The sequence below is a fragment of the Streptosporangium heterodermiicola genome, from assembly GCF_051390675.1.
Lineage (GTDB): Bacteria > Actinomycetota > Actinomycetes > Streptosporangiales > Streptosporangiaceae > Streptosporangium.
In genome coordinates this window covers 33,852-55,470 of sequence record NZ_JBPJSR010000037.1, presented here as the reverse complement: position 1 = coordinate 55,470, position 21,619 = coordinate 33,852, and the positions used below count along the sequence as shown (strand labels likewise).

The 21,619-nt window shown below is 71.5% G+C and carries 14 protein-coding genes; 10 read left to right on the top strand and 4 right to left on the bottom strand.

The window, feature by feature from the left end; translation table 11 throughout:
- Nucleotides 1-385: 385 nt before the first annotated feature.
- Nucleotides 386-3,595, top strand: coding sequence for an ATP-dependent helicase (locus tag ACSC1Q_RS40735; RefSeq protein WP_436764092.1), 3,210 nt, complete (start codon nucleotides 386-388; stop codon nucleotides 3,593-3,595).
- A 210-nt stretch (nucleotides 3,596-3,805) separates the two neighbouring features.
- On the top strand, nucleotides 3,806-7,636 hold the full coding sequence (locus ACSC1Q_RS40730) for an ATP-dependent helicase (RefSeq protein ID WP_436764091.1): 3,831 nt from the start codon (nucleotides 3,806-3,808) through the stop codon (nucleotides 7,634-7,636).
- Nucleotides 7,637-7,663: 27 nt separating this feature from the next.
- Here ACSC1Q_RS40730 and ACSC1Q_RS40725 read toward each other — a convergent pair whose 3' ends face one another.
- Nucleotides 7,664-8,146 carry an Lrp/AsnC family transcriptional regulator gene (locus tag ACSC1Q_RS40725; protein WP_436764090.1) on the bottom strand — a complete coding sequence of 161 codons (483 nt, stop codon included), beginning with the start codon at nucleotides 8,144-8,146 and terminating at the stop codon, nucleotides 7,664-7,666.
- A gap of 91 nt (nucleotides 8,147-8,237) precedes the next feature.
- On the opposite strand from ACSC1Q_RS40725, the gene ACSC1Q_RS40720 reads away from it, so the two are divergent.
- The 4 genes from ACSC1Q_RS40720 (at nucleotide 8,238) to ACSC1Q_RS40705 (ending at nucleotide 12,386) form a co-directional block, all read left to right on the top strand.
- Nucleotides 8,238-9,233 (top strand): EamA family transporter, encoded by a 996-nt coding sequence (locus tag ACSC1Q_RS40720; RefSeq protein ID WP_436764089.1) that lies wholly within the window; start codon nucleotides 8,238-8,240, stop codon nucleotides 9,231-9,233.
- A gap of 185 nt (nucleotides 9,234-9,418) precedes the next feature.
- The gene (locus tag ACSC1Q_RS40715) at nucleotides 9,419-10,126 is read left to right on the top strand and encodes a TetR/AcrR family transcriptional regulator (RefSeq protein WP_436764088.1); all 708 of its coding nucleotides are present in this window, start codon (nucleotides 9,419-9,421) and stop codon (nucleotides 10,124-10,126) included.
- A gap of 32 nt (nucleotides 10,127-10,158) precedes the next feature.
- The gene (locus ACSC1Q_RS40710; protein WP_436764087.1) at nucleotides 10,159-11,352 is read left to right on the top strand and encodes a cytochrome P450; all 1,194 of its coding nucleotides are present in this window, start codon (nucleotides 10,159-10,161) and stop codon (nucleotides 11,350-11,352) included.
- 239 nt (nucleotides 11,353-11,591) lie between these two features.
- On the top strand, nucleotides 11,592-12,386 hold the full coding sequence (locus ACSC1Q_RS40705; RefSeq protein WP_436764086.1) for an SAM-dependent methyltransferase: 795 nt from the start codon (nucleotides 11,592-11,594) through the stop codon (nucleotides 12,384-12,386).
- Nucleotides 12,387-12,588: 202 nt separating this feature from the next.
- On the opposite strand, the gene ACSC1Q_RS40700 is transcribed toward ACSC1Q_RS40705, so the two are convergent.
- Complete coding sequence (locus ACSC1Q_RS40700) at nucleotides 12,589-13,584, bottom strand: LacI family DNA-binding transcriptional regulator (RefSeq protein WP_436764085.1); 996 nt, start codon at nucleotides 13,582-13,584, stop codon at nucleotides 12,589-12,591.
- Nucleotides 13,585-13,667: 83 nt separating this feature from the next.
- Between ACSC1Q_RS40700 and ACSC1Q_RS40695 the strand changes: the two genes are divergently transcribed.
- Nucleotides 13,668-14,837, top strand: coding sequence for a trans-sulfuration enzyme family protein (locus ACSC1Q_RS40695; RefSeq protein ID WP_436764084.1), 1,170 nt, complete (start codon nucleotides 13,668-13,670; stop codon nucleotides 14,835-14,837).
- A gap of 254 nt (nucleotides 14,838-15,091) precedes the next feature.
- Here the strand turns inward: ACSC1Q_RS40695 and ACSC1Q_RS40690 are convergent, their stop codons facing one another.
- On the bottom strand, nucleotides 15,092-15,895 hold the full coding sequence (locus tag ACSC1Q_RS40690; protein WP_436764083.1) for an SAM-dependent methyltransferase: 804 nt from the start codon (nucleotides 15,893-15,895) through the stop codon (nucleotides 15,092-15,094).
- Between the two features lie 258 nt (nucleotides 15,896-16,153).
- Between ACSC1Q_RS40690 and ACSC1Q_RS40685 the strand changes: the two genes are divergently transcribed.
- On the top strand, nucleotides 16,154-16,783 hold the full coding sequence (locus ACSC1Q_RS40685; RefSeq protein WP_436764082.1) for a pyridoxamine 5'-phosphate oxidase family protein: 630 nt from the start codon (nucleotides 16,154-16,156) through the stop codon (nucleotides 16,781-16,783).
- A gap of 70 nt (nucleotides 16,784-16,853) precedes the next feature.
- On the opposite strand, the gene ACSC1Q_RS40680 is transcribed toward ACSC1Q_RS40685, so the two are convergent.
- On the bottom strand, nucleotides 16,854-17,714 hold the full coding sequence (locus tag ACSC1Q_RS40680; RefSeq protein ID WP_436764081.1) for a phosphotransferase: 861 nt from the start codon (nucleotides 17,712-17,714) through the stop codon (nucleotides 16,854-16,856).
- A 94-nt stretch (nucleotides 17,715-17,808) separates the two neighbouring features.
- Here ACSC1Q_RS40680 and ACSC1Q_RS40675 point away from each other — a divergent pair, with 94 nt between their 5' ends.
- Nucleotides 17,809-18,228: an ATP-binding protein gene (locus ACSC1Q_RS40675; protein WP_436764080.1), complete on the top strand. Its 420-nt coding sequence runs from the start codon at nucleotides 17,809-17,811 to the stop codon at nucleotides 18,226-18,228.
- Nucleotides 18,229-18,329: 101 nt separating this feature from the next.
- On the top strand, nucleotides 18,330-21,566 hold the full coding sequence (locus ACSC1Q_RS40670) for a penicillin acylase family protein (protein WP_436764079.1): 3,237 nt from the start codon (nucleotides 18,330-18,332) through the stop codon (nucleotides 21,564-21,566).
- Nucleotides 21,567-21,619 lie beyond the last annotated feature (53 nt).

Here is a 21,619-nt window from a genome sequence, read left to right as displayed (position 1 = left end):
CTCGTTCCCGGCCGTCCCGCGATCCTTGCTCCTCGTGTCACCCGCCCGTCTCGCGACCCTCGACCGGTTACCTGCCTTTTCCGGTCATTCCGCGATCCCCGCCCGGTTTCCGGCGATTCCGCGAACGGCCCGCACGACACCCGCCCCACCCGTGAATCCGCCCTGACCTCTCCCTTCGAAGGCTCCCGCCCAGGTCCGCGCGGTGCCCCGGTCACCGGATCTTCCGGAAACCACCCCCCGCCCGCCGTATCCGGTGAAGAATCCGCCATGCCGTACCCGCCGACTCGGCACGATCATCGTCCGGGATCTGGTGGAATGGCGAGTTGTGAGTGGTCAGGACTGGCGGCTGATACGTCGTGAGGGTGCGGGGAGAGCTGTTGCCCCTGTGCTCGACGAGCACCAGCGGGCGGTGGTGGCCCATGAGAGCGGCCCGCTCCTCGTGCTCGCGGGGCCAGGCACCGGCAAGACCACCACGATCGTCGAGACCGTCGTCGACAGGATCGAGCGCCGGGGCGTCGACCCCGAGCGGGTGCTCGTCCTCACCTTCGGCCGCAAGGCCGCCGAGGAGCTGCGCGAGCGCATCACCGCCCGGATGCGCCGTACCACCCGCACCCCCCTCGCCCTCACCTTCCACAGCTACGCCTACGCGCTGCTGCGCCGCGAGGCCGTGCTCGCCGGAGGGCTGCCGCCACGGCTGCTGACCGGCCCCGAGCAGCTCCTGGAGATCCGCCGCCTGCTCCACGGCGAGCTGGAGGACGGCGCCGCGCACTGGCCCGACGACATGCACGAGGCGCTCAAGACGCGCGGCTTCGCCCAGGAGCTCCGCGACTTCCTGGCCCGCGCAGCCGAGCGCGGCCTCGACGGCCCCGAGCTGAGGGAGCTGGGCCGCAGCCACGGACGTCCGGACTGGACGGCCGCGGGGGCGTTCGCCGACCGCTACCAGGCCAGGTTCGACCTCGACCTCGAACCGGTCCTCGACTACGCGGAGCTGATCCGCGCGGCCGGGGCCCTGCTCTCAGACCCCGAGGTGCGGACCCGCGAGCGGTCGGCGTACGACGCCGTCTTCGTCGACGAGTACCAGGACACCGACCCCGCGCAGGAGTTCCTGCTGCAGCAGCTGGCGGGGGAGGGGCGCGACCTGGTCGCGGTCGGCGACCCCGACCAGTCGATCTACGGTTTCCGTGGCGCCGACGTCCGAGGGATCATGAACTTCCCCGACCGGTTCCGCGACGCCGGAGGCGCGAAGGCGCCCGTCGTCGCGCTGCGCGTCTGCCGCCGCAGCGGCCGTGACCTGCTGCGGGCCACCCGCCGCGTCACCGCCCGGCTGCCCGCCACCCCCGGCGGCGCCGCCCACCGCGACCTGCGCGCCCTGCCGGACGCCGAGCCCGGCGACGTACGGGTGCTGGTGGCCGACGGCGCCACCCAGGAGGCGGCGATCGTGGCCGACACGCTCCGCAGGGCGCACCTGCTGGACGGCGTCCCCTGGTCGCGGATGGCCGTGCTGGTGCGGTCGGCGACGCGCCAGGTGCCGCTGCTGCGCCGCGCCCTGGTCACCGCCGGGGTGCCGGTCGTGGTCGGCGGCGGCGAGGTGCCGCTGTTCCAGGAGCCGGGCGTACGGCCGCTGATCAGGCTCATCCAGGTGGCGCTGCACCCGGAGACCCTCGACGAGGGGGTCGCGGAGGAGCTGCTGACCGGGGCGCTCGGCGGCACCGACATGATCGGGGTGCGCCGCCTGCGCCGCGCCCTGCGGATCGCCGAGCACGAGGCACTCGCCAACCCCGGCGAGCACGACACAGACGGCACAGACGGCACAGACGGCGCGGACGGCGAGCACGACGAGGCCGAGACGGTGGACCGCGTCGCCGAGCGCGAGACCCCCGGCCCGCGGTCCTCGGGCGAGCTGATGGTCGCGGCGCTGAAGGACGCGCGGGAGCTGGTGAGGGTGGAGGAGCACGTCGCGAAGCCCGCCGAGCGGCTCGCCGGTCTCATCTCCGCCGCCACCGAGGCCGTACGGCAGGGCGGCACCGCCGAGGACGTGCTGTGGGCCGTCTGGCAGGCCACCGGCCTGGCCAGGAAGTGGACCGACGTCAGCCTCAGGGGCGGCGTCAGGGGCACCATGGCCGACCGCGACCTCGACGCCGTCGTGGCGCTGTTCGACCACACGGCCAGGTTCGTCGACCGGCTCCCGCACGCCGGGGTGGACGTGTTCGTCGAGGACCTGGTCGCCCAGGAGATCCCCGGCGACTCCCTCGCCGACCGTGCCCCCGACGGCGACACGGTCCGCATCCTCACCGCGCACCGCTCCAAGGGCCTGGAGTGGGACGTGGTGATCGTCGCGGGGGTCCAGGAGGGTGCCTGGCCGGACCTGCGGCTGCGCGGGTCCATCCTGAGCACCGACGACATGGTCGCCAGGGCCGAGGGCTCCGAGCACGAGAACCCGGCGGCCGTCTCCGCCGCACTCGCCTCCCAGCTGCTGGCCGAGGAGCGCCGCCTGTTCTACGTGGCCGCGACCAGGGCGAGGAAGAGGCTCATCGTCACCGCCGTGGGCGGCGACGACACCGAGGAGCGGCCCTCCCGCTTCCTCACCGAGCTCGTCCCCGGCTCGGCAGAGGACGCGGGCGTCGACGAGCGTTCCCGCTGGCTCAGCATGTCCGCGCTCGTCGCCGACCTGCGCTCGGCGGTCGCCGACTCCACCAGGCCGGAGCCGCTGCGCAGGTCCGCGGCCGAGCACCTGGCCAGGCTCGCCGCCTCCGGGGTGCCCGGCGCCCACCCCAACGAGTGGTACGCCCTCACCCCCATCTCCGACGACCGCCCGCTGAGCTGGCCCGACGACATCGTGCGCGTCTCGCCCTCGGCGGTGGAGAGCTTCAGCAAGTGCGGCCTGCGCTGGCTGCTGGAGACCTCCGTGGGCGCGGGCGGCACCGACGTGGCCCGGGGCCTCGGCACGGTCGTGCACGCGCTCGCCGTCCTCGCCGCGACGGGCATGCCCACCGAGGAGACCCTCGGCAAGCGCCTGGACGACGTCTGGCACGAGCTCGACTTCGGCGGCGTCTGGTACAACCGCAAGCAGCGCAGGGTCGCCGAGGAGATGATCTCCAAGTTCGTCCGCTGGCACGAGGAGAACCCCCGGGAGCTGGTCGGCCTGGAGGAGGCGTTCACGGCCATGGTCTCCGAGGGCGTGCAGATCAAGGGCAGGGTCGACCGGGTCGAGCGCGACGGCGACGGCCGGGCCGTGATCATCGACATCAAGACCGGCAAGAACGGTCCCAAGGACGCCGATCTCGAACGCCACCCCCAGCTCGGCGTCTACCAGCTCGCCGCGCTGCTGGGCGCCTTCCAGCGGCACGGCATGACCGAGCCGGGCGGCGCGGCCCTGGTCCAGGTGGGAGACGCGGCGGGCAAGAAGGCCGCCAAGGAGCAGACACAACCTCCCCTGGCGGACGACTCCGATCCCGGCTGGGCCCGCGACATGGTCGACACCGTCGCCATCGGCATGTCGGGCCCGTTCTTCCAGGCCAAGGTGAACGACGGCTGCCGCACCTGCGCCGTGCGGGCGAGCTGCCCGGTCAGCAAGAACGGAGATCAGGTGTGCTGAGCCGCACGACCCCGGGGGACACCCCGTGCTGAACCGCGTCACGCGTACGGGGAGCCCGCGCCCCGCGCCCGGCCGTGTCGCGCGTACGGGGGGCCGGAGTCCAGCGCGCGGTTGTGTCGTGCGTAGGGGAAACCTGAGCCCGGTGCCAGGTCGTGTCGTGTGCGCGGGGGGGCCGGGTCCGCGCCGCGCGGTCCGGCACGGGGGCGCCACGTGCTGAGCCCGGTCCAGCTCGCCGCCAAGCTGGGCATCCTGCCGCCGACCCCCGAACAGGCCGCCGTGATCGAGGCCGGTCTCGAACCGATGGTGGTGATGGCCGGAGCCGGTTCCGGCAAGAGCGAGACCATGGCCGGGCGCGTCGTCTGGCTGGTCGCCAACGGCCTGGTCCGCCCCGAGCAGGTGCTCGGCCTCACCTTCACCAGGAAGGCCGCCGGAGAGCTCGCCGCCCGCGTGCGCGAGCGGCTCAACGGCCTGGTCGAGACCAAACAGGTGCCCGCCGACCTGATGGAGGGCGAGCCGACCATCTCGACGTACCACTCCTACGCGGCCCGCCTGGTCACCGACCACGCCCTGCGCGAGGCGCTGGAGCCGACCATGCGCCTGGTCTCGCCTGCCGTCTCCTGGCAGCTCGCGGGGCGGGTGGTCAGCGCGTACGACGGGCCGATGGAGCAGGTCGAGTGGAGCCCGGCGACCGTCACCCGGGCGGTGCTTGAGCTGGCCGGTGAGCTGGCCGAGCACCTGCGCACCCCGCGGGACGTGCGCGACGTCGGCACCTGGCTCACCCAGCGGTACGCCCGGCTGCCCGGCACGCCCGTCAAGGACCAGCGCAGGCCGCTGGTCGTCCAGCGGGCGAGGGAGCAGCTGCTGCCGCTGGTCGAGGCGTACGACCGGCTCAAGCGCGGCAGGGAGGTCGTCGACCACGGCGACCAGATGGCGCTCGCCGCCCGGATCGCCGCCAAGCACGCCGACGTCGGCGAGATCGAGCGCGGGCGGTTCGCCGTGGTCCTCCTGGACGAGTACCAGGACACCAGCCACGCCCAGCTCGTCCTGCTGCGCGCCCTGTTCGGCGGTGGTCACCCGGTGACGGCCGTGGGCGACCCCTGCCAGTCCATCTACGGCTGGCGCGGCGCCTCCGCGGGCAACCTGACCCGCTTCCCCCGCGACTTCAGGACCGCGTCAGGAGAGCTCGCCCCGATCAACCGCCTGTCGGTCAGCTTCCGCAACGGCGACGCCGTGCTCGACGTCGCCGCCCGGCTCCAGCTGCCGCTGCGGATGGAGGCGAGGGAGGTGCCGGTCCTGGTGCCCGGCGGCAACCGGGTCGACCGCGGCCGGGTGGTGTGCGCCTTCCACGAGACCGCCGACGACGAGGCGGAGTGGATCGCCTCGGGCATCGCCAGGGTGCTGGGCGCGGAGAGCGCGCCCGACGGCATGCCCTGGGGAGAGGGCGAGCGCAAGCGGGCCAAGCAGAGCGCCTGGGGCGGCCCGCAGTGTCTCCAGCCGCACGACGTGGCGATCCTGGCGCGCAAGCGCTCGCAGTTCCCCGCGCTGCGCAGGGCGCTGGAGGCGCGCGGCATCCCGGTCGAGATCGTCGGACTGGGCGGCCTGCTCACCGTGCCCGAGGTGGCCGACATCGTCTCCACCCTGCGCGTCGTCTACGACCCGGGCGCCGGGGACGCCCTGGTGCGGCTGCTGTCCGGTCCCCGCTGGCGGATCGGCCCCGCCGACCTCAAGGAGCTGGGCGAGCGGGCCCGCGAGCTGAACCGGGAGACCCGCGAGGGCTCCTCGCCGGTGGCCGACCCGCTGGACCAGGTCGTGGCGGACATGGCCGAGGAACGCGGCAGCCTGGTCGACGCCCTCGACGAGCTGCCCGACCGCGCCGCGTGGCAGGACCTGTTCTCTCCCCTGGCCGCGGTGCGTCTGGTGGCGATGGCCCAGGAGCTGCGCGTGCTGCGCGCCCACACCGGCCAGCCGCTGCCCGACCTGATCCTGGAGATCGAGCGCACGCTCGGCCTGGACATCGAGGTGGCGGCCAGGGGGACCGCCGTCGGCCCGTTCGCCGCCCGCGCCGACCTCGACGCCTTCCTGGACGCCGCGGCCCGGTTCGCCGGGGACTCCGAGGACCCGACGCTGGGCGCGTTCCTCGCGTTCCTGAAGGCGGCCGACGAGGAGGAGAACGGGCTGGACGCCGGGCGGGTGGGCGAGAGCAACAGCGTGAAGCTGATGACCGTGCACGCCTCCAAGGGCCTGGAGTGGCCGGTCGTCGTGGTGCCCGGCCTGTCCCAGGCGCTGTCCAAGGCCGGGACGCTCACCGTCGGCACGATGTTCCCCGCCCGCGCAACGACCAGCCCGAAGTGGACGGAGAACCCCCGCAAGCTGCCCTACCCGCTGCGCGGCGACGCCTCGGACCTGCCGGAGCTGGCCGGGCTTACCAAGGAGGAGCTCGCCGACTTCGACGAGCGCTGCCGCGACCGCGACCTGCTGGAGGAGCGCCGCCTGGCGTACGTCGCCGTCACCCGCGCCCACTACCTCCTGATCGCCTCCGGCTACCGCTGGGGGACCGCGGCCAAGCCGCTGGAGCCGTCCGACTTCCTGGTGGAGATTCGCGAGACCTGCGGCCGGGTGGCCTTCTGGGCCCCGGAGGTGGAGGAGGGGGCGACCAACCCGCTCCTCGCCGAGCCCGCCGAGTCGGTCTGGCCGATCGCCCCGGAGGACGTCCGCTACGCGGCGGTCCTCGACGGCGCCACCATGGTCGAGGCGGCCCTGGCCGCCCTGGCGGGGGGCGGCGCGGCTCCCGCTCCCGCTCCCGCGACCGGGGGCGGGTCCGTGTATGAGGATGTCCCCTTCCCCGAGTTCCCCGGGGCCACGGAGGAACCCGACGAGGCGGACGTGCCCTTCCCGGACGACGAGAGTGCGCCTTTCCCCGGTGACCCGTGGGACGAGTCCTTCCCGGCGGACCTGGAGGACGAGGACGTGACTTTTCCGGCCGATACGCAGGAAGCGGGTGCTTTTCCCGGGGCGTCCGGAGCCGTGCCCACCCGGCGGAACGAACCGGCCGGGGCCGGCCCGGGAGCGGTGCCCGAGACGCTGCCCGAGACCGGGGCCGGGCCGGAGACGGTGTCCGAGACGCTGCCCGGGGAGGCCGGGGGGTCCGGGGCGGGGGCGGCGTTCGCGGAACCCGAGTCCGAGACCGAGCCCGGATCCGAGCTCGGAACCGAGCCCGAAGCCGGGTCCGGGTCCGGGTCCGGGTCCGGGTCCGAAACCGAAACCGAGCCCTGGGCCGGGTTCGAGGCCGAGGCCGGGGAGTCGCCCGAGCGGTGGCCGGTTCCCGTGGCCGACCTGCGGGGATGGGACCGGGAGCGGGCGAAGGCGTGGGAGCGCGACATCGAGCTCCTGCTCAGGGAGCGGGAGCTGAACCGGCGGCGCGGCAGCGGCCGGGTGGAGCTGCCCACCCACCTGACCGTGTCCTCCCTCGTCACCCTCGCCTCCGACGCCAAGGCGCTGGCCCGGCAGATCCGCCGCCCGGTGCCCAAGAAGCCCGCCCCGCTGGCCCGCAGGGGCACCTCCTTCCACCGCTGGCTGGAGGGGCGCTGGGGCCAGCAGCGGCTGATGGACGAGTTCGAGCTGCCCGGCGCGTCCGACGACTTCGAGGAGACCGACGCCCACCTCGACGAGCTGCGCGCCCGCTTCGAGGAGAGCGAGTGGGCGGGCAGGGAACCTTTCGACGTCGAGGTCCCCTTCGAGACCATGATCGCCGACCGGGTGGTCCGCGGCCGGATGGACGCGGTCTTCCAGGTCTCCGACGACCGCTACGAGGTCGTCGACTGGAAGACCGGCCGCCGCCCCAACGGCAAGAAGGCCGAGGCCGCCGCCTCCGTCCAGCTCGCCGCCTACCGGCTGGCCTGGTCCCACCTGGCCGCCGTCCCTCTCGACCGGGTGAGCGCGGCCTTCCACTACGTCCTGCTCAACGAGACGGTCCGCCCCGTCAACCTCCTCGACGAGCGCGGCCTCGTCACCCTCGTCGAGTCGGTCCCGGCCCTCCGCTGATCCGGTGCACCGCTCTTGGGCCGTGGATCAGCCCAGGGGCAGGGGGCGGCGCGGCACGGGCGCGGTGTGGATGAGGGACGTGGTCGTGTGGCCGTACGGGGTGAACAGGTCGAGGATCGGTTCGAGCTCCGCGACCGTCCGCAGGTGCATCGTGAAGTAGAAGCAGTCGTCGCCCGTCATCCGGTAGCACTCGACGATCTGGGGGATCTCCTTGGCGATCTTGGTGACGCGTTGCAGCTCGCGGACCGCCGGGCGGATCCTGACCATCACCGTGACGGGGAAGCCCACAGCCCGCGGGTCGATCTCGGCGCGATAGCCGGTGATCACGCCTGACTCCTCCAGCTGCCGCACCCGGTCGGTCACCGCGGGCGCCGACAGGCCGACCCGGCGGCCCAGCTCGGCGAAGCTCACCCTGGCGTCGACCTGCAGCTCGGTGAGAATACGAAGGTCGAGGGCGTCGATTCCCCTGGGTTCGTACGTCCGCTCGGGTCTGACCCTTCGATTCGCCATTCTCCTAAATTAGGGGCTGCTCGACGATGGGGCCATGCCGCTCAGGGGGCCTCGCGCCCTTCTCTCCGCGGTGCCCCCGTGGTCCTATTTCATGGGGAGCGCCGTCTTCCACTATCTCGGCCCGGCCTTCGCCGTGCTCCTGTTCGCGAGGCTCGCGCCGCTCGGGGTGGCGGGCCTGCGGATCTGGAGCGCCGCGCTCGTCCTCGCGCTCTGGCGCCGGCCCTGGCGGGTCCTCGCCCGCCTCGACACCGAGGGCCGGTACACGATCGTCGCCTGGGGCGCGGTGCTCGCGGGCATGAACGTCTGTTTCTACCTCGCGATAGCCCGTCTTCCGCTCGGTACCGTCGCCGCCATCGAGTTCCTGCCCGTCATCGCGCTGGCCGCGCTCGGCGCCCGTACGGTCCGCAACCTCGCGGCGCTCGTGGCGGCCGTCGGCGGCGTCCACGTGCTTGCCGACGTCCGGCTGGCCGGGGAACCGCTGGGTTTCGTGTTCGCCTTCGCCAACGCGGCGCTGTTCGCCGCGTACATCGTGCTGGCCCACCGCACGGCCCGGTCCCCGCGCGGCGTCGGCGGCGTCGACGGGCTCGCCGCCGCCATGCTCGTCGCCTCGGTGTTCGTCACGCCGATGGCCCTCCGGCAGGCCGCCCCCGCGCTGACCGACCCGGTCGCGCTCGCCGCCGGGATCGGGGTCGGGATCTGCTCGTCGGTGGTCCCGTACGTCTTCGACCAGCTCGCCATGGCCCGCATGGCCCGCTCCACGTACGCGCTGCTGGTGGCGCTGCTTCCCGCCACGGCCACGGTGATCGGCGTCGCGGTGCTCGGGCAGTTCCCCACGCCCGCCGAACTCGCCGGGGTCGCACTCGTCGTGCTGGCGGTCGTCCTCCACCGCGAGCGCCGAACCGACTCCTCCGAGGAGACCGCGTCCCCTGAGGAGACCGGGTTCCCCGAAGAGACCGGGTTCCCCGACGAGACCGGGTCCCCGGAGAAGGCCGGGTCTCCCGAGGGCGTGAGGCGAGACGCGAGCCGTGGAGCCGGGGGCGCCGGGAACGAAGGTCTCCCGGACCCGCTCCGGCACGACCCGCCCTGACCCGCCCTGACCCGCCACGGCCCGCTGCCCGTACCGGCGGTGGCCCGATCCCGTACGAGACGAGATCCCGAATTCCGACGACGACACCCGAGTCGAGGATTGTCCACGCCCGGAAGGAGGTTTACTCTCTGACTTGTTGACCAGATTTCGTAATTGGTCATCAAGTCACGGCGAGAGGTTCGAGGGTGGGGGAACGAACAGGGCAGGCCGACGGGCGCGCCGACCGGATTCTCGACGCGGCCGCCGAGCTGCTCGTGCGCCTCGGCTACCGGAAGGTGACGATCGAGGACATCGCCCAGCGGGCGGGCATCGGCAAGGGCACGGTCTACCTGCACTGGCGCACCAAGCAGCAGCTGTTCGAGGCCGTGCTCCTGCGCGAGTCCATCTCGTACGTCGAGGAGCTCCTCGACGGGCTGCGCCGGGATCCGGCGATGCTGCTGCCGCACCGTTTCGTGTCGGAGTCCTTCCTCATGGTCGGCGACCGGTCGGTGCTGCGGGCGTTGTCCGAGGCATACCTGCAGCAGAGGCAGCACAGGTTCGCCGACGCGTTCCTGCACAGCCAGGAGCTACTCGCCTCCGAGCGGTTCTACGGCCTGATGATCCGGCACGGCCTGTTCCGCGACGACGTGCCCAACCTGTCGTACACGCTGAGCGCGATGATGATGGGGTTCCACCTCAACGACGCCGCGGACCTGATGGGCGTCGAGGTGGACACGCGTGCCAGGGCCGAGTCGATCTCGTTCATCGTCAGGCACGCCTTCGAGCCGCCGGAGCCGCCGGACCCCGAGGAGCTGGCCAAGGCCGCCTCCGAGGTCATCGACGTCTTCGAGGCCCTGATCCCGCCCTACCGCACCTGGATCTACGCGTACGAACGCACGAACGAGCCCGGCTGATCCCGGACCCGTCCCGAAGAGAAAGGCAGACCATGACCACAATCGCCGACACATGGGGCCTGCACGAGGGGCACTTCTGGCTGCGCGGACGTCACCCGGACCAGCCGGTGGGCTTCGACGCCGCCACCGGGATGTGGAACGTCTTCGGCTACTCCGAGGCGTTGCGGATCCTCGGCGACCCGAAGACGTTCTCCTCCGACACCGGCCGCCTGCTGCCCAGCCTGGAGATGACCAGCGAGGGCATGCTGACGCAGATGGACCCGCCCGCGCACGGCAAGCTGCGCAAGCTCGTCAGCCACGCGTTCACCCCGAAGGTCGTCGCGGACCTCGAACCGCGGATCGCCGAGCTGACGCGCGAGCTGCTCGACGAGGTGGCCGACCCCGACCGCCTGGAGCTGGTGACCGACCTCGCCTACCCGCTGCCGGTCATCGTCATCGCGGAGCTCCTGGGGGTGCCCGGCAGCGACCGCCACCTGTTCAAGCAGTGGGTGGACAGGATGTTCGAGAACACCCAGCAGTTCTCCCTCGTCAACCAGAGCGAGGAGCAGGAACGCGGCATCACGGTCGCCATGGAGCAGTTCAAGCACCTCGCCGACTACATCGGCGAGCACGCCGACGACCGCAGGCGCCACCCGCGCGCCGACCTGCTCACCAAACTCGTCGAGGCGGAGGTCGACGGCGAGCGGCTCACCCAGGCCGAGGTGGTGAACTTCGCGAACATCCTGCTCGTGGCCGGGCACATCACCACGACCATGCTGCTGGGCAACACCGTGCTGTGCCTGGACACCCATCCCGAGCAGCTCGCCAGGACCCGCGAGGACCGGTCGACGATCCCCGCCGTGATCGAGGAGTCCCTGCGCTTCTTCAGCCCGTTCGCGACCCTCGGCCGGGTCACCAACGTCGACGTCGAGCTCGGCGGGCAGCACATTCCCGCCGACAAGCTGCTCATGGTGTGGGTCGCGGCGGCCAACCGCGACCCGAGGGAGTTCGCCGACCCCGACGTGTTCGACCCCTCCCGGACCCCCAACCACCACCTCGGCTTCGGCAGGGGCATCCACTTCTGCATCGGCGCGCCGCTGGCACGCCTGGAGGGCAAGGTCGCGCTCGACATCCTGCTCGACCGCTTCCCCCACCTGCGCACCGACCCGGACGAGCCGCCGAGGTTCATCCCGAGCCCGAGCATGACCGGGGTACGGCGGCTGCCGCTGCTCACCTCCGGTTCCTGAAAAAGCCTGTAGCGGGCTTTAGCGGGTCTTGACGGGCCCTGCGCTGCCCACAGGGACGCGTGCGGTCGTCGTGAGGGGCTCCCGTTCCTCACGGCGACCGTCGCCGTATCAGGCCAATGAGCGGTCATCCGTTACTCTGAGGGGCAATTCGGTACGAAACTATCCTGGGAAGCGGACGCACCATACCGGCGAACCCCTTATGTTGTGCAGTAATTGATCACAACAGAAGAGAACGCCACATGACCGACATCTCTGGCATCAATCCCAACGTGCCGCACCAGGCCAGGGTGTGGGACTACCTGGGCGGCGGCAAGAACAACTACGAGGCCGACAGGATCGCCGCGGAGTACATCCTGCAGAGCTATCCGCAGATGGAGAGCGTCGTGCGGCAGGCGCGCGCCTTCCAGGGCCGCGCCGTCCGGTTCCTCGTGAAGGAGGCCGGGATCCGGCAGTTCCTCGACGTCGGCACCGGGCTTCCCACCCTCGACCACACCCACGACGTCGCGCAGCGGGCGGACCCGACGTGCCGCATCGTCTACGTGGACAACGACCCGCTGGTGCTCACGCACGCCCAGGCGCTGCTCTCCAGCAGCCCCGAGGGGAGGTGCGACTACATCGAGGCCGACGCCCGCGATCCGGAGGCGATCCTGCGTGCCGCGGCCGGAACCCTCGACTTCGGCGAGCCGATCGCGTTGATGCTGTTCGGGGTGATGGGCACCATCTACGACAACGACGAGGCACGGGCCCTCGTCCGCCGGTTCCTGGACGCGCTGCCCTCGGGGAGTTACCTGGTGTTCGAGGACGGTACGAACGTGGTGATCCCGGACGCGGCCAAGGAGGTCGAGCAGCTCGTGGAGGAGGGCCGCACCTACGACTACCGGCTGCGGACCCCCGAGCAGATCGCCTGGTTCTTCGAGGGCCTGGAGGTGCTGGACCCCGGCGTGGTGTCGGTCTCGCGGTGGCGTCCCGAGCACAGCACGTGGGGGGCGCCGGACGAGGTGGACGCGTTCGGCGGAGTCGGCCGCAAGGCCTGACCGGTCTCGTACGCCCCGAGGGCACCGGCCGGGCACGCGCTGCCACGGCGCGAACGAAGACGTCCCGCGCCCGTGCCCACGCCCACGCTCGTGCCTGTGCCCGTGCCCGTGCCCACGCTCGTGCCTGTGCCCGTGCCCGTGCCCACGCTCGTGCCTGTGCCCGCGTCCGTGCCCGCGCTCGCGCCCCGTGCCCGCGCGGGCGTCACCCCCGTGGCGGCAGCTCTCCCGAACCGCGGACGACGAGCTCGACCGGCACGGTCACCCGCTGCCCCGGGCGCGCGGGATCCCGCAGCCGGGCGAGCAGGAGCTCCACCGCCGCGCCGCCGAGACGGCCGACGTCGTAGCGGACCACGGTGATCCCCGGGTTGAACACCCCCGCCATCTCGAAGTCGTCGAAGCCGACGAGGGCCGGGCGGGGGCCCGGGTGGTCGCGCAAGGCCTGGACGAGGCCGAGCGCGGCGCGGTTGTTGGTCGCGAAGAAGGCGGTCGGCGGATCGGGCAGCGCGAGCAGCCGCCGTACCTCCTGTTCGACCCGCCAGGGTTCGAACACGCCGGTCACGCACAGCGCCGGGTCCACGGCGACCCCGGCCGCGCCCAGTGCCGCGCGGTGCCCCTCGGCCCGTGCGCGCACCGAGCTCAGCGGGTCGTCGTCGGAGATCAGGGCGATCCGCCGGTGGCCGTACGCGAGCAGGTGCTCGGTGGCGATCCGGCCGCCCGCGCCGGCGTCGAGGAGGACGGCGTCCGTCTCCGGCATCCCCTCGGGCACGCGGTCGACGAAGACCGCGGTGAGCCCGCTCGCGACGTACTCCGCCAGCCAGGCGTGGTCACCGGCGGTCGGGACGATGACCATGGCGTCCACGCCCCGCCCGTACATCGTCTCGACGATCATGACCTCGCGGTCGGCCCGCTCCTCGTAGCTGCCGAACACCACCAGGGCCGCGTGCGCCGAGGCGGCCGACTCCACGGCCTTGGCGAGCCGCGAGTAGAACTCGTTGGAGATGTTCTCGATCACCAGGCCCAGGGTGAGGACGGAGCCGCCCCTGGCCAGCCGGCTGGCGGCCTCGTTGCGCCGGAAACCCAGCGTCGTGATCGCGTCCTGGACGCGCCGGACCACGTCCGGCCGTACGTGGGGCTCCTGGTTCACCACCCGGGAGACCGTCTTGAGGCTGACCCCCGCGTGGCGTGCGACGTCAGCCATCGTGGTCCTGCGAGGGCTCATCCCCATCCTTCTTCCGGACTGGTCGCGCTGATCTTCCGCACCATGTTGTACCTTGCGCAGTCATGTACGAACATGTCGACGACGACTGGATCTGCGGCCGGTACGGCGAGGACGAGCCCTGGACGCTCGGCGCGGTCAACCCGCCGGTCTTCGAGAGCTCCCTGTTCACCTTCCCGACGGCCGGGGCGCTGTCCGGGAGCCTCGCGGCCGAGGACGAGAACTACGTCTACTCGCGCGGCACGAACCCCACGGTGGACCTGCTCCAGCGCAAGCTCGCCGCGCTGGAGCGGGCGGAGCGGGCCAAGTGTTTCGGCTCCGGCATGGGCGCCATCGCCGCGACGATCTCCTCGCTGGTCTCCGCGGGCGACCACGTGATCGTGCTCGGGGCGGTCTACGGTCCGACCACCCAGTTCCTCCGCTATCTGGAGAAGTTCGGGGTGTCGCATACGACGGTGCACACCGATGATCCTGCCGCCCTTGATAGCGCTGTCAAGCCGAGCAGCCGGATGCTCTATCTGGAGTCGCCCTCGTACATGCGCTACGGGGTCATCGACATCCGCGCCTTCGCCGGGTGGGCGCGCGAGCGCGGCCTGACCACCGTGATGGACAACACCTGGGCGACGCCGATCTTCCAGAAACCCCTCACGATGGGGGTCGACCTGGTCGTGCACTCGCTGTCGAAGTACATCGGCGGCCACAGCGACCTCGTCGGCGGCGTCGTGGCGGGCCCCGCGCGCCTGGTCAGGCCGCTGGCGCTGACCGAGTACCAGCTGTACGGCGCCGTGCTGCCGGCCCACGAGGCGAGCAAGGCGATCAAGGGGCTGCGGACCCTGCCGATCCGGATGGCGGCACACCAGGAACGCGGGCTGCGGGTCGCGGAGTTCCTGGCCGAGCACCCCGCAGTCCGGGCGGTCAACCACCCGGGCCTGCCGGACCACCCCGGGCACGAGCTCGCGAGCGCCCAGATGACGGGCTTCTCCAGTGTCTTCAGCGTCGAGCTGGACACCGAGGACGTCGCCGGGGTGGGCCGGTTCGTGGACGCGCTGCGGCACTTCCGCATCGGTGTCTCGTGGGGCGGCTACGAGAGCCTGGTGAACGCCCCGGCGCTCACCACCCTGGACTCCGTGCGCGCGACCATGGAGATCCCGGTGGGACTGGTCCGTCTCTCGGTGGGCCTGGAGGACCCCGCCGCACTGATCGCCGATCTCGCGAACGCCCTGGAGAAGTCCTGACGGACCACCGGGGCTCCGTGGCATCCCCGTCGCCCAGGGCGGTGACAGCGTTGTCAGAAGCGAGACCGTGGTTTCGGTCTCGCCAGGACTCCCGGCAGGCGATCCGGTTCACCGGTGACGCCCGATCCACGGTCGCGGCGAGCGGTCGCGGCGACCGGGAGACTCCGCCCTCCATGGCGCGGAGGATGCCGGATCGTGGAGGGCCTGACGCCTCGGCGCGCGGGTCAGGGTGGGTCAGAGCAGGTCAGAGCGGGTCAGAGCTTTCGGCCCACTCCGACGTAGCCGATCGGGGCGCCCCGCTCGCCGAACAGGGGCGGCTCGGTGGAACGCCAGTCCTGGGGGAACACCAGGCCGGGCTCGGCCAGTTCGTAGCCGTCGAAGAAGCGGGTGATCTCGTCGTGCGTGCGCAGGCTCAGCGCCTCGGTGGCCCGCTTGTAGATCTCCAGCGCCTCCGGCGTGCTGTCGGGGCGGGCGTCGATCGCGTGGCTGAGAACGAGGTGACTGCCCGGCGCGCTCACCTCGCGCAGCCGCTGGATGATCTGGTACGCGCCCGCGCCGTCGGGGTTCTCGTCCGGGACGAAGTGCAGGATGGCGAGCAGCAGGAACGCCACGGGCCGGTCGAAGTCGACGTGCTCGCGCAACTGGGCCAGCAGCGTCTCCGGGTCGCGCACGTCGGCCTGCTCGACGGTGACGTTCTCGCCCTTCCCCAGGATCGCCCGGCTGTGCGCGCACACGACGGGGTCGTAGTCCACGTAGACCACGCGTGTGTCGGGCGCGACCTCGTGCGCGATCTCGTGCGTGTTGCCCCGCGTGGGCAGCCCGGAGCCCAGGTCCACGATCTGCCGGACACCCGACTCGACGACATGGCGTACGGCACGTGCGAGGAACGCCCGGTTCTCCTTCGCGGAGTCGCGGGTGTCGGGGAAGAGCTTCAGGATCTGCTCGGCCGCGGCCCGGTCGGCGGCGAAGTTGTCCTTGCCGTCCAGGTAGTAGTCGTACATCCGAGCGACATTGGGCACGTTCGGGTCGACCCCGGCCGGCGAAGCCTGATCATCCACAGTTTCTCCAGACTCTCCAGCATTTGTCTGGGTTTGATCTTAGAGAACCTTTCACATTTTGGCAGCGAGATGCGTGATGGCGGACCCGGCGAGCCGTCACCCGGCGGAGGGGGCGAGATGTGCGCACGGGGGTTCGCCGAACCGGTCGCGTACGGCGCCCCTCGCGGGGACGAGCGCTCCGCTGCCTGATCGTCCCTCCGAAGTACGGGACAGCAATGATGAAATGGGCCTTCCATGCTTTTTGGGCAAGGGAGGACCATGGAGACCCAGGGCTGGGAATCGATCGGCTCCGAGGCGGAGTTGCGGGAGCTGCTCGGCGCCCCCAAACCGGCCGTGCTCGCGAAGGAGCGGAGGACCCTGCACGAGCTGGACCGGGCCTGGCTGGCCGCCTCGCCGTTCTGCCTCGTCGCGACCTCGGACACCGACGGCCGCTGCGACGTCTCACCCAAGGGTGACCCGCCCGGATTCACGCTGGTCCTGGACGACTCGACGATCGCGGTCCCCGAACGGCCCGGCAACCGCAGGGCGGACGGATTCCACAACATCCTGCGCAACCCGCACGTCGGCCTGATCTACTTCGTTCCCGGTCGCGGCGACACCCTCCGCGTCAACGGCAGGGCACGCCTGGTACGCGAGGCCCCCTTCTTTGACCGGATGGTGGTCAAGGGGCACCGTCCGCAACTCGCGATCGTGGTCGAGATCGAGCAGATCTTCCACCACTGCGCCAAGGCGTTCCTCCGCTCGGAACTCTGGCGCCCGGAGAGCTGGAACCCGGACGCCCTGCCCTCGCGGGCGCGCATCGCCCAGGCACTGGAACGCCCGGAGGACCCGATCGAGGAACTGGAGCGTTACTACGGTCCTTCTTACGCGGAGGGCATGTACGGCTGACAGGGCGGGCCGGTGGTGAACGCCGTGCCAGAGGATGCCAGAGGATGAGAGCGTCGCGTGGTCACCGGGATCAGCCGATCCGGTACTCCACCCAGTCACGGCCCGCCGCGGCTGCACGCGCCCGCGAGGCGCGGATGCGCTCGGGGCCGTTGCGGGAGACGAACTCCCGGAACAGCGACCACACCGCGGCCAGTCCGGTCACCGTGGCCTCGGGGGCTGTCTTCCACGCGGGCACCTGTCCGGCGGCCTGCTCGGCCTGCTCCGGTGTATGGCCGGAGAGAATGAACCGAGGGATCAGCAGGGCGGTCTCCACCCATGCGGCGCCCTGACAGGCCAGCCCCCAGTCGATGAGCCGGACGCCGTCCACGCCGACGAGGAGGTTGTCCTCGTGCAGGTCGGCGTGGAGCAGTGTGGTCCCGGCGATCGCGTCCCAGTCCAGGCGGGCGCGAGCGCTGCGATAGGCAGGGAGGCTCCGCAGGTCAGCGGGCGGATCCGCCAACAGGCTGTCGGCGCGGCGTGTCAGGAACTCCACGTTGTCGGCGACGGATGGCACAGCGGCGCCCGGGTTGGGAGTGAGTCTCTCGCCCAGCGCGCGGACGACATCGAGCACGTCAGGCAGGTCGGGTGATCCCGGGGTGAAGTCAACGGTCCGCCGAACGTCGACGTACTCGAACATCAACATGATCCATCCGGCAGTGTGCCCACTCCACACCATGCGCGGAGCGGGCATGCTCTCGGGCATGACGGTGCCGACAAGGCGTTCACGTTGGTAAAGCCGCATGGATGGCGAATCCTCGGGTATCGCCTTGACGAACATTCGCCCGGCGGGCGTGTCCAGACGCGCGGCGAGCCCGGCGGTGAGACCGCCCGGCAGCGAGGTCGTGCGCTCGATCGGCCCGCAAACGACCTCGGCCGCGTCACGGGCCTCCACGGGGAGGTCCCCCCATTCATGTCCGGCCACATGCCGCACTGTACGCCGCCCCTGCTCCGTTGACGGGCTACTTGTTGCTGTCGGTGCATCCCTGGTGACACTGGCTGCATTTGCCGGTGCCGCTACCGCTGCAACTGGCCGGATCCTGTCGCCCGGGTTCGTCGACGACGTGGTCCTGGTGGTCGGTGAGCTGGTGGCGAACGCCACGGTGTGCGGCGAGGAGCCGATCCGGTTGCCGCTGTGGAGCATGGTCCGGGGCGTCTGCGTACGGGTGACCGATCACGGCTCCGAACGACCCCGCAAGCTCAGTCTGGGGGAGGACGCCTCCCACGGCAGGGGGCTCGCGATCGTCGAGGCGCTGGCCGACCGGTGGGGTGTCGTTCCCCTCAAAGCTGACGGAGACGGCAAGACGGTGTGGGCCGCGTGGGAGGTCTCCCGCCCCGGGGCCGCCGTCGGTTGTGCGGACCTGACCCCGGGTTCCCGGCTCCGCGAGAGGGTCGACCGGTCCTTCTGACAGCGAGTCATATGCGGTACGGCCGATTATCACAGTGGCCATTGATGAACGTATGTTCCTCTCACCATCCGAGTAAGACTCATGTTTAGGGGACCCTCCCAATGCATGCACGTCTCCGGCGGGTGATCACGGCGGCCTCCGGGTTGTCGCTGGTCCTCGCGCTGGCATCCCCCGTCGTGCCCGCATCAGCCACCGCGTCCGAAACCGTGGCCGAAACCACCTCCAGAACCACGGCCGCGGCCGTTCTCCCTCCCGACGACTACTGCCTCGGCGAGTGCGCCGACATCCTGCCCCCGGGGCAGAACGGCAACGCCACCCTGGCCGGGATCCTCGCCCACCAGACGCTGGGCACCAAGCCGAAGCACAGCGACGACCAGCTCGGCAAGTACGCGAACCTCCTCTCCGGCTACACCGGCCTGACCAACGACCAGATCGCCGACTTCTTCAACGACGCCTCGTTCGGCGTCCCCGCGGGACAGGTGGAGAGCACCACGAGCCCGCGAGCGGACGTGACGATCGTCCGCGACAGGGCGACCGGTACCCCGCACATCACCGGGACCACCCGCGAGGGCACGATGTTCGGCGCCGGGTACGCGGGCGCGCAGGACCGCCTGTGGGTGATGGACCTGATGCGGCACGTGGGCCGTGGCGAGCTGACCCCGTTCGCCGGAGGCGCGCCGGGCAACCGGGCGCTGGAGCAGAGCGCGTGGCGCAACTCCCCCTACACCGAGGCGGACCTCCAGGCGCAGATCAACAGGGTCAGGGACTCCGGCCCCCGGGGCGCCCAGCTCTACACCGACGTGCAGAACTACATCGCCGGTGTCAACGCCTACATCGACCGCTGCATGGCGGACCGCAACTGCCCCGGCGAGTACGTCCTGACCGGGCACCTCGACGCGATCACCAACGCGGGCGGCCCGGTGGACTTCACCATGACCGACCTGGTGTCGATCTCCGGCGTGATCGGCGGCCTGTTCGGCGGCGGTGGCGGCGCGGAGATGCAGTCCGCGCTGGTGCGGGTCGCGGCCCGCGCCAAGTACGGCACCGCGGTCGGCGACCAGGTCTGGTCGGCGTTCCGGGCGCAGAACGACCCGGAGACGACGCTCACCCTGCACAACGGCCAGAGCTTCCCGTTCGGCAACGCGCCCGCCGGGGCCACCGGGGTCGTCCTACCCGACCCGTCGACGGCGCCCGTCGACATCACCGCGAACGAGACCGGCTCCGCCACTTCCTCGGTATCGGCCACCGCGCAGAAGGGCGTTCTCGACGGGCTGCTCGTCGACAACTCCAAGCCCGGCATGTCCAACGCCGTGGTGGTGTCGGCGGCCAAGTCGTCAACCGGGAACCCGGTCGCGGTGTTCGGCCCGCAGACGGGCTACTTCGCCCCCCAGCTGCTCATGCTGCAGGAGCTCTCCGGACCCGGCATCCGGGCGCGCGGCGCCGCCTTCGCCGGGCTCAACCTCTACGTGCTGCTCGGCCGGGGCACCGACTACGCCTGGAGCGCGACCTCCAGCGGCCAGGACATCACCGACACGTACGCCCTCCAGCTCTGCGCGCCCGGCGGCGGCCCGGTCACCACCGCGTCCAACCACTACCTGTACCGGGGCGTCTGCACGGAGATGGAGACACTGCGGAAGACCAACAGGTGGAAGCCCACCGTCGCCGACCCCACCGCGGTCGGCTCCTACGATCTCGTCATCCAGCGCACGAAGTACGGCCTGGTGAGCTGGCGCGGCACCGTCGGCGGGCAGCCCACCGCCTTCGCCACGCTGCGGTCGACGTACCACCACGAGGTCGACTCGGCGATCGGCTTCCAGATGTTCAACGACCCGGCGGCGATGGGCGACCCGGCGGCGTTCACCAACTCGGCCTCCACCATCGGCTTCGCGTTCAACTGGTTCTACGTCAACTCCAGGGACTCGGCGTACTTCATGTCGGGCAACACCCCGGTCAGGTCCGCGGTGTCCGACCCGAACCTGCCGATGACGGCCGACGCGGCGCACGAGTGGGCGGGCTACGACCCGGCCGCCAACACCGCGGCCTACACCGCTCCCGCCACCCACCCGCAGGCGGTCAACCAGGACTACTTCGTCAGCTGGAACAACAAGCAGGCCAAGGACTACGGCGCCGCGGACGGCAACTTCAGCTTCGGCCCCGTGCACCGCGTCGACCTGCTGGACGCACCGATCAAGGCGGCCCTGTCGGGAAGCGGCAAGCTCGACCGGGCGGGCACCACGAAGATCGTTGCCGATGCCGCGGTGACCGACCTGCGCGGCAGGAAGGTCCTGCCCGACCTGCTCAGGGTGATCAACAGCGCGGCGGTGACCGACCCGGCCCTCGCCTCGGCGGTCTCCAAGCTGTCGGCCTGGACGTCGTCGGGCTCCCGGAGGCTGGAGACCGCGCCGGGCAGCAAGGCGTACGCCCACGCCGAGGCGATCCGCGCGTTCGACTCGTGGTGGCCCAAGCTCGTCCGCGCGCAGTTCAGGCCGGGGCTGGGTGACGGCCTCTACCAGTCGGTGGTCAACGCCATCCAGATCAACGAGTCACCCTCCGGCCACCAGCAGGGCGACCTGTCCACCCTGCCCACCTCCGCGAACGAGGCCCAGGCGCACAAGGGGTCGGCGTTCCAGTACGGCTGGTGGGGCTACGTGAGCAAGGACGTCAGGAGCGTCCTCGGCGACCCGGTCTCCGGGCCGCTGCCCGCCAAGTACTGCGGGAACGGCACGGTGGCCGGCTGCCGTACCGTCCTGCTGGAGAGCCTGGCGGCGGCGCTCGCCGAGCCCGCGACCACGACCTACCCGGCGGACGACGTGTGCTCGGCGGGCGACCAGTGGTGCTCCGACGCCGTCGAGCAGTCGCCGCTCGGCGGGATCACGCACTCGCTGATCTCCTGGCAGAACCGGCCGACCTACCAGCAGGTCCTGTCGTTCCCCGCCCACCGGGGCGACGCGATCGCCAACGTGGCGGAGGGGAAGAGCGCCAGGGCGTCGAGCACCCAGCTCTTCTACCCGGCGAGCAGGGCCGTCGACGGCGACCCGACCACCCGGTGGGGGAGCTCGTCCAGCGACAACCAGTATCTCCAGGTCGACCTCGGGGCGCCCACCACCGTGGCCAGGGCACTGCTGCGCTGGGAGGCGGCCTACGGGGCCGCGTACTCGATCCAGACCTCGACCGACGGCTCCACCTGGACCACCGTCTACTCCACCACCACCGGGAACGGCGGGGTGGACAACGTGAGGTTCGCCCCGACCACCGCCCGCTACGTCCGCATGCAGGGTGTCACGCGCGGGACGTCATACGGCTACTCCCTCTACGAACTGGAGGTCTATCCCCGGTGACGAACCTCTGACGTATTTGAAGTATCTGACGTATCTGACGTAGGGAGACGGCG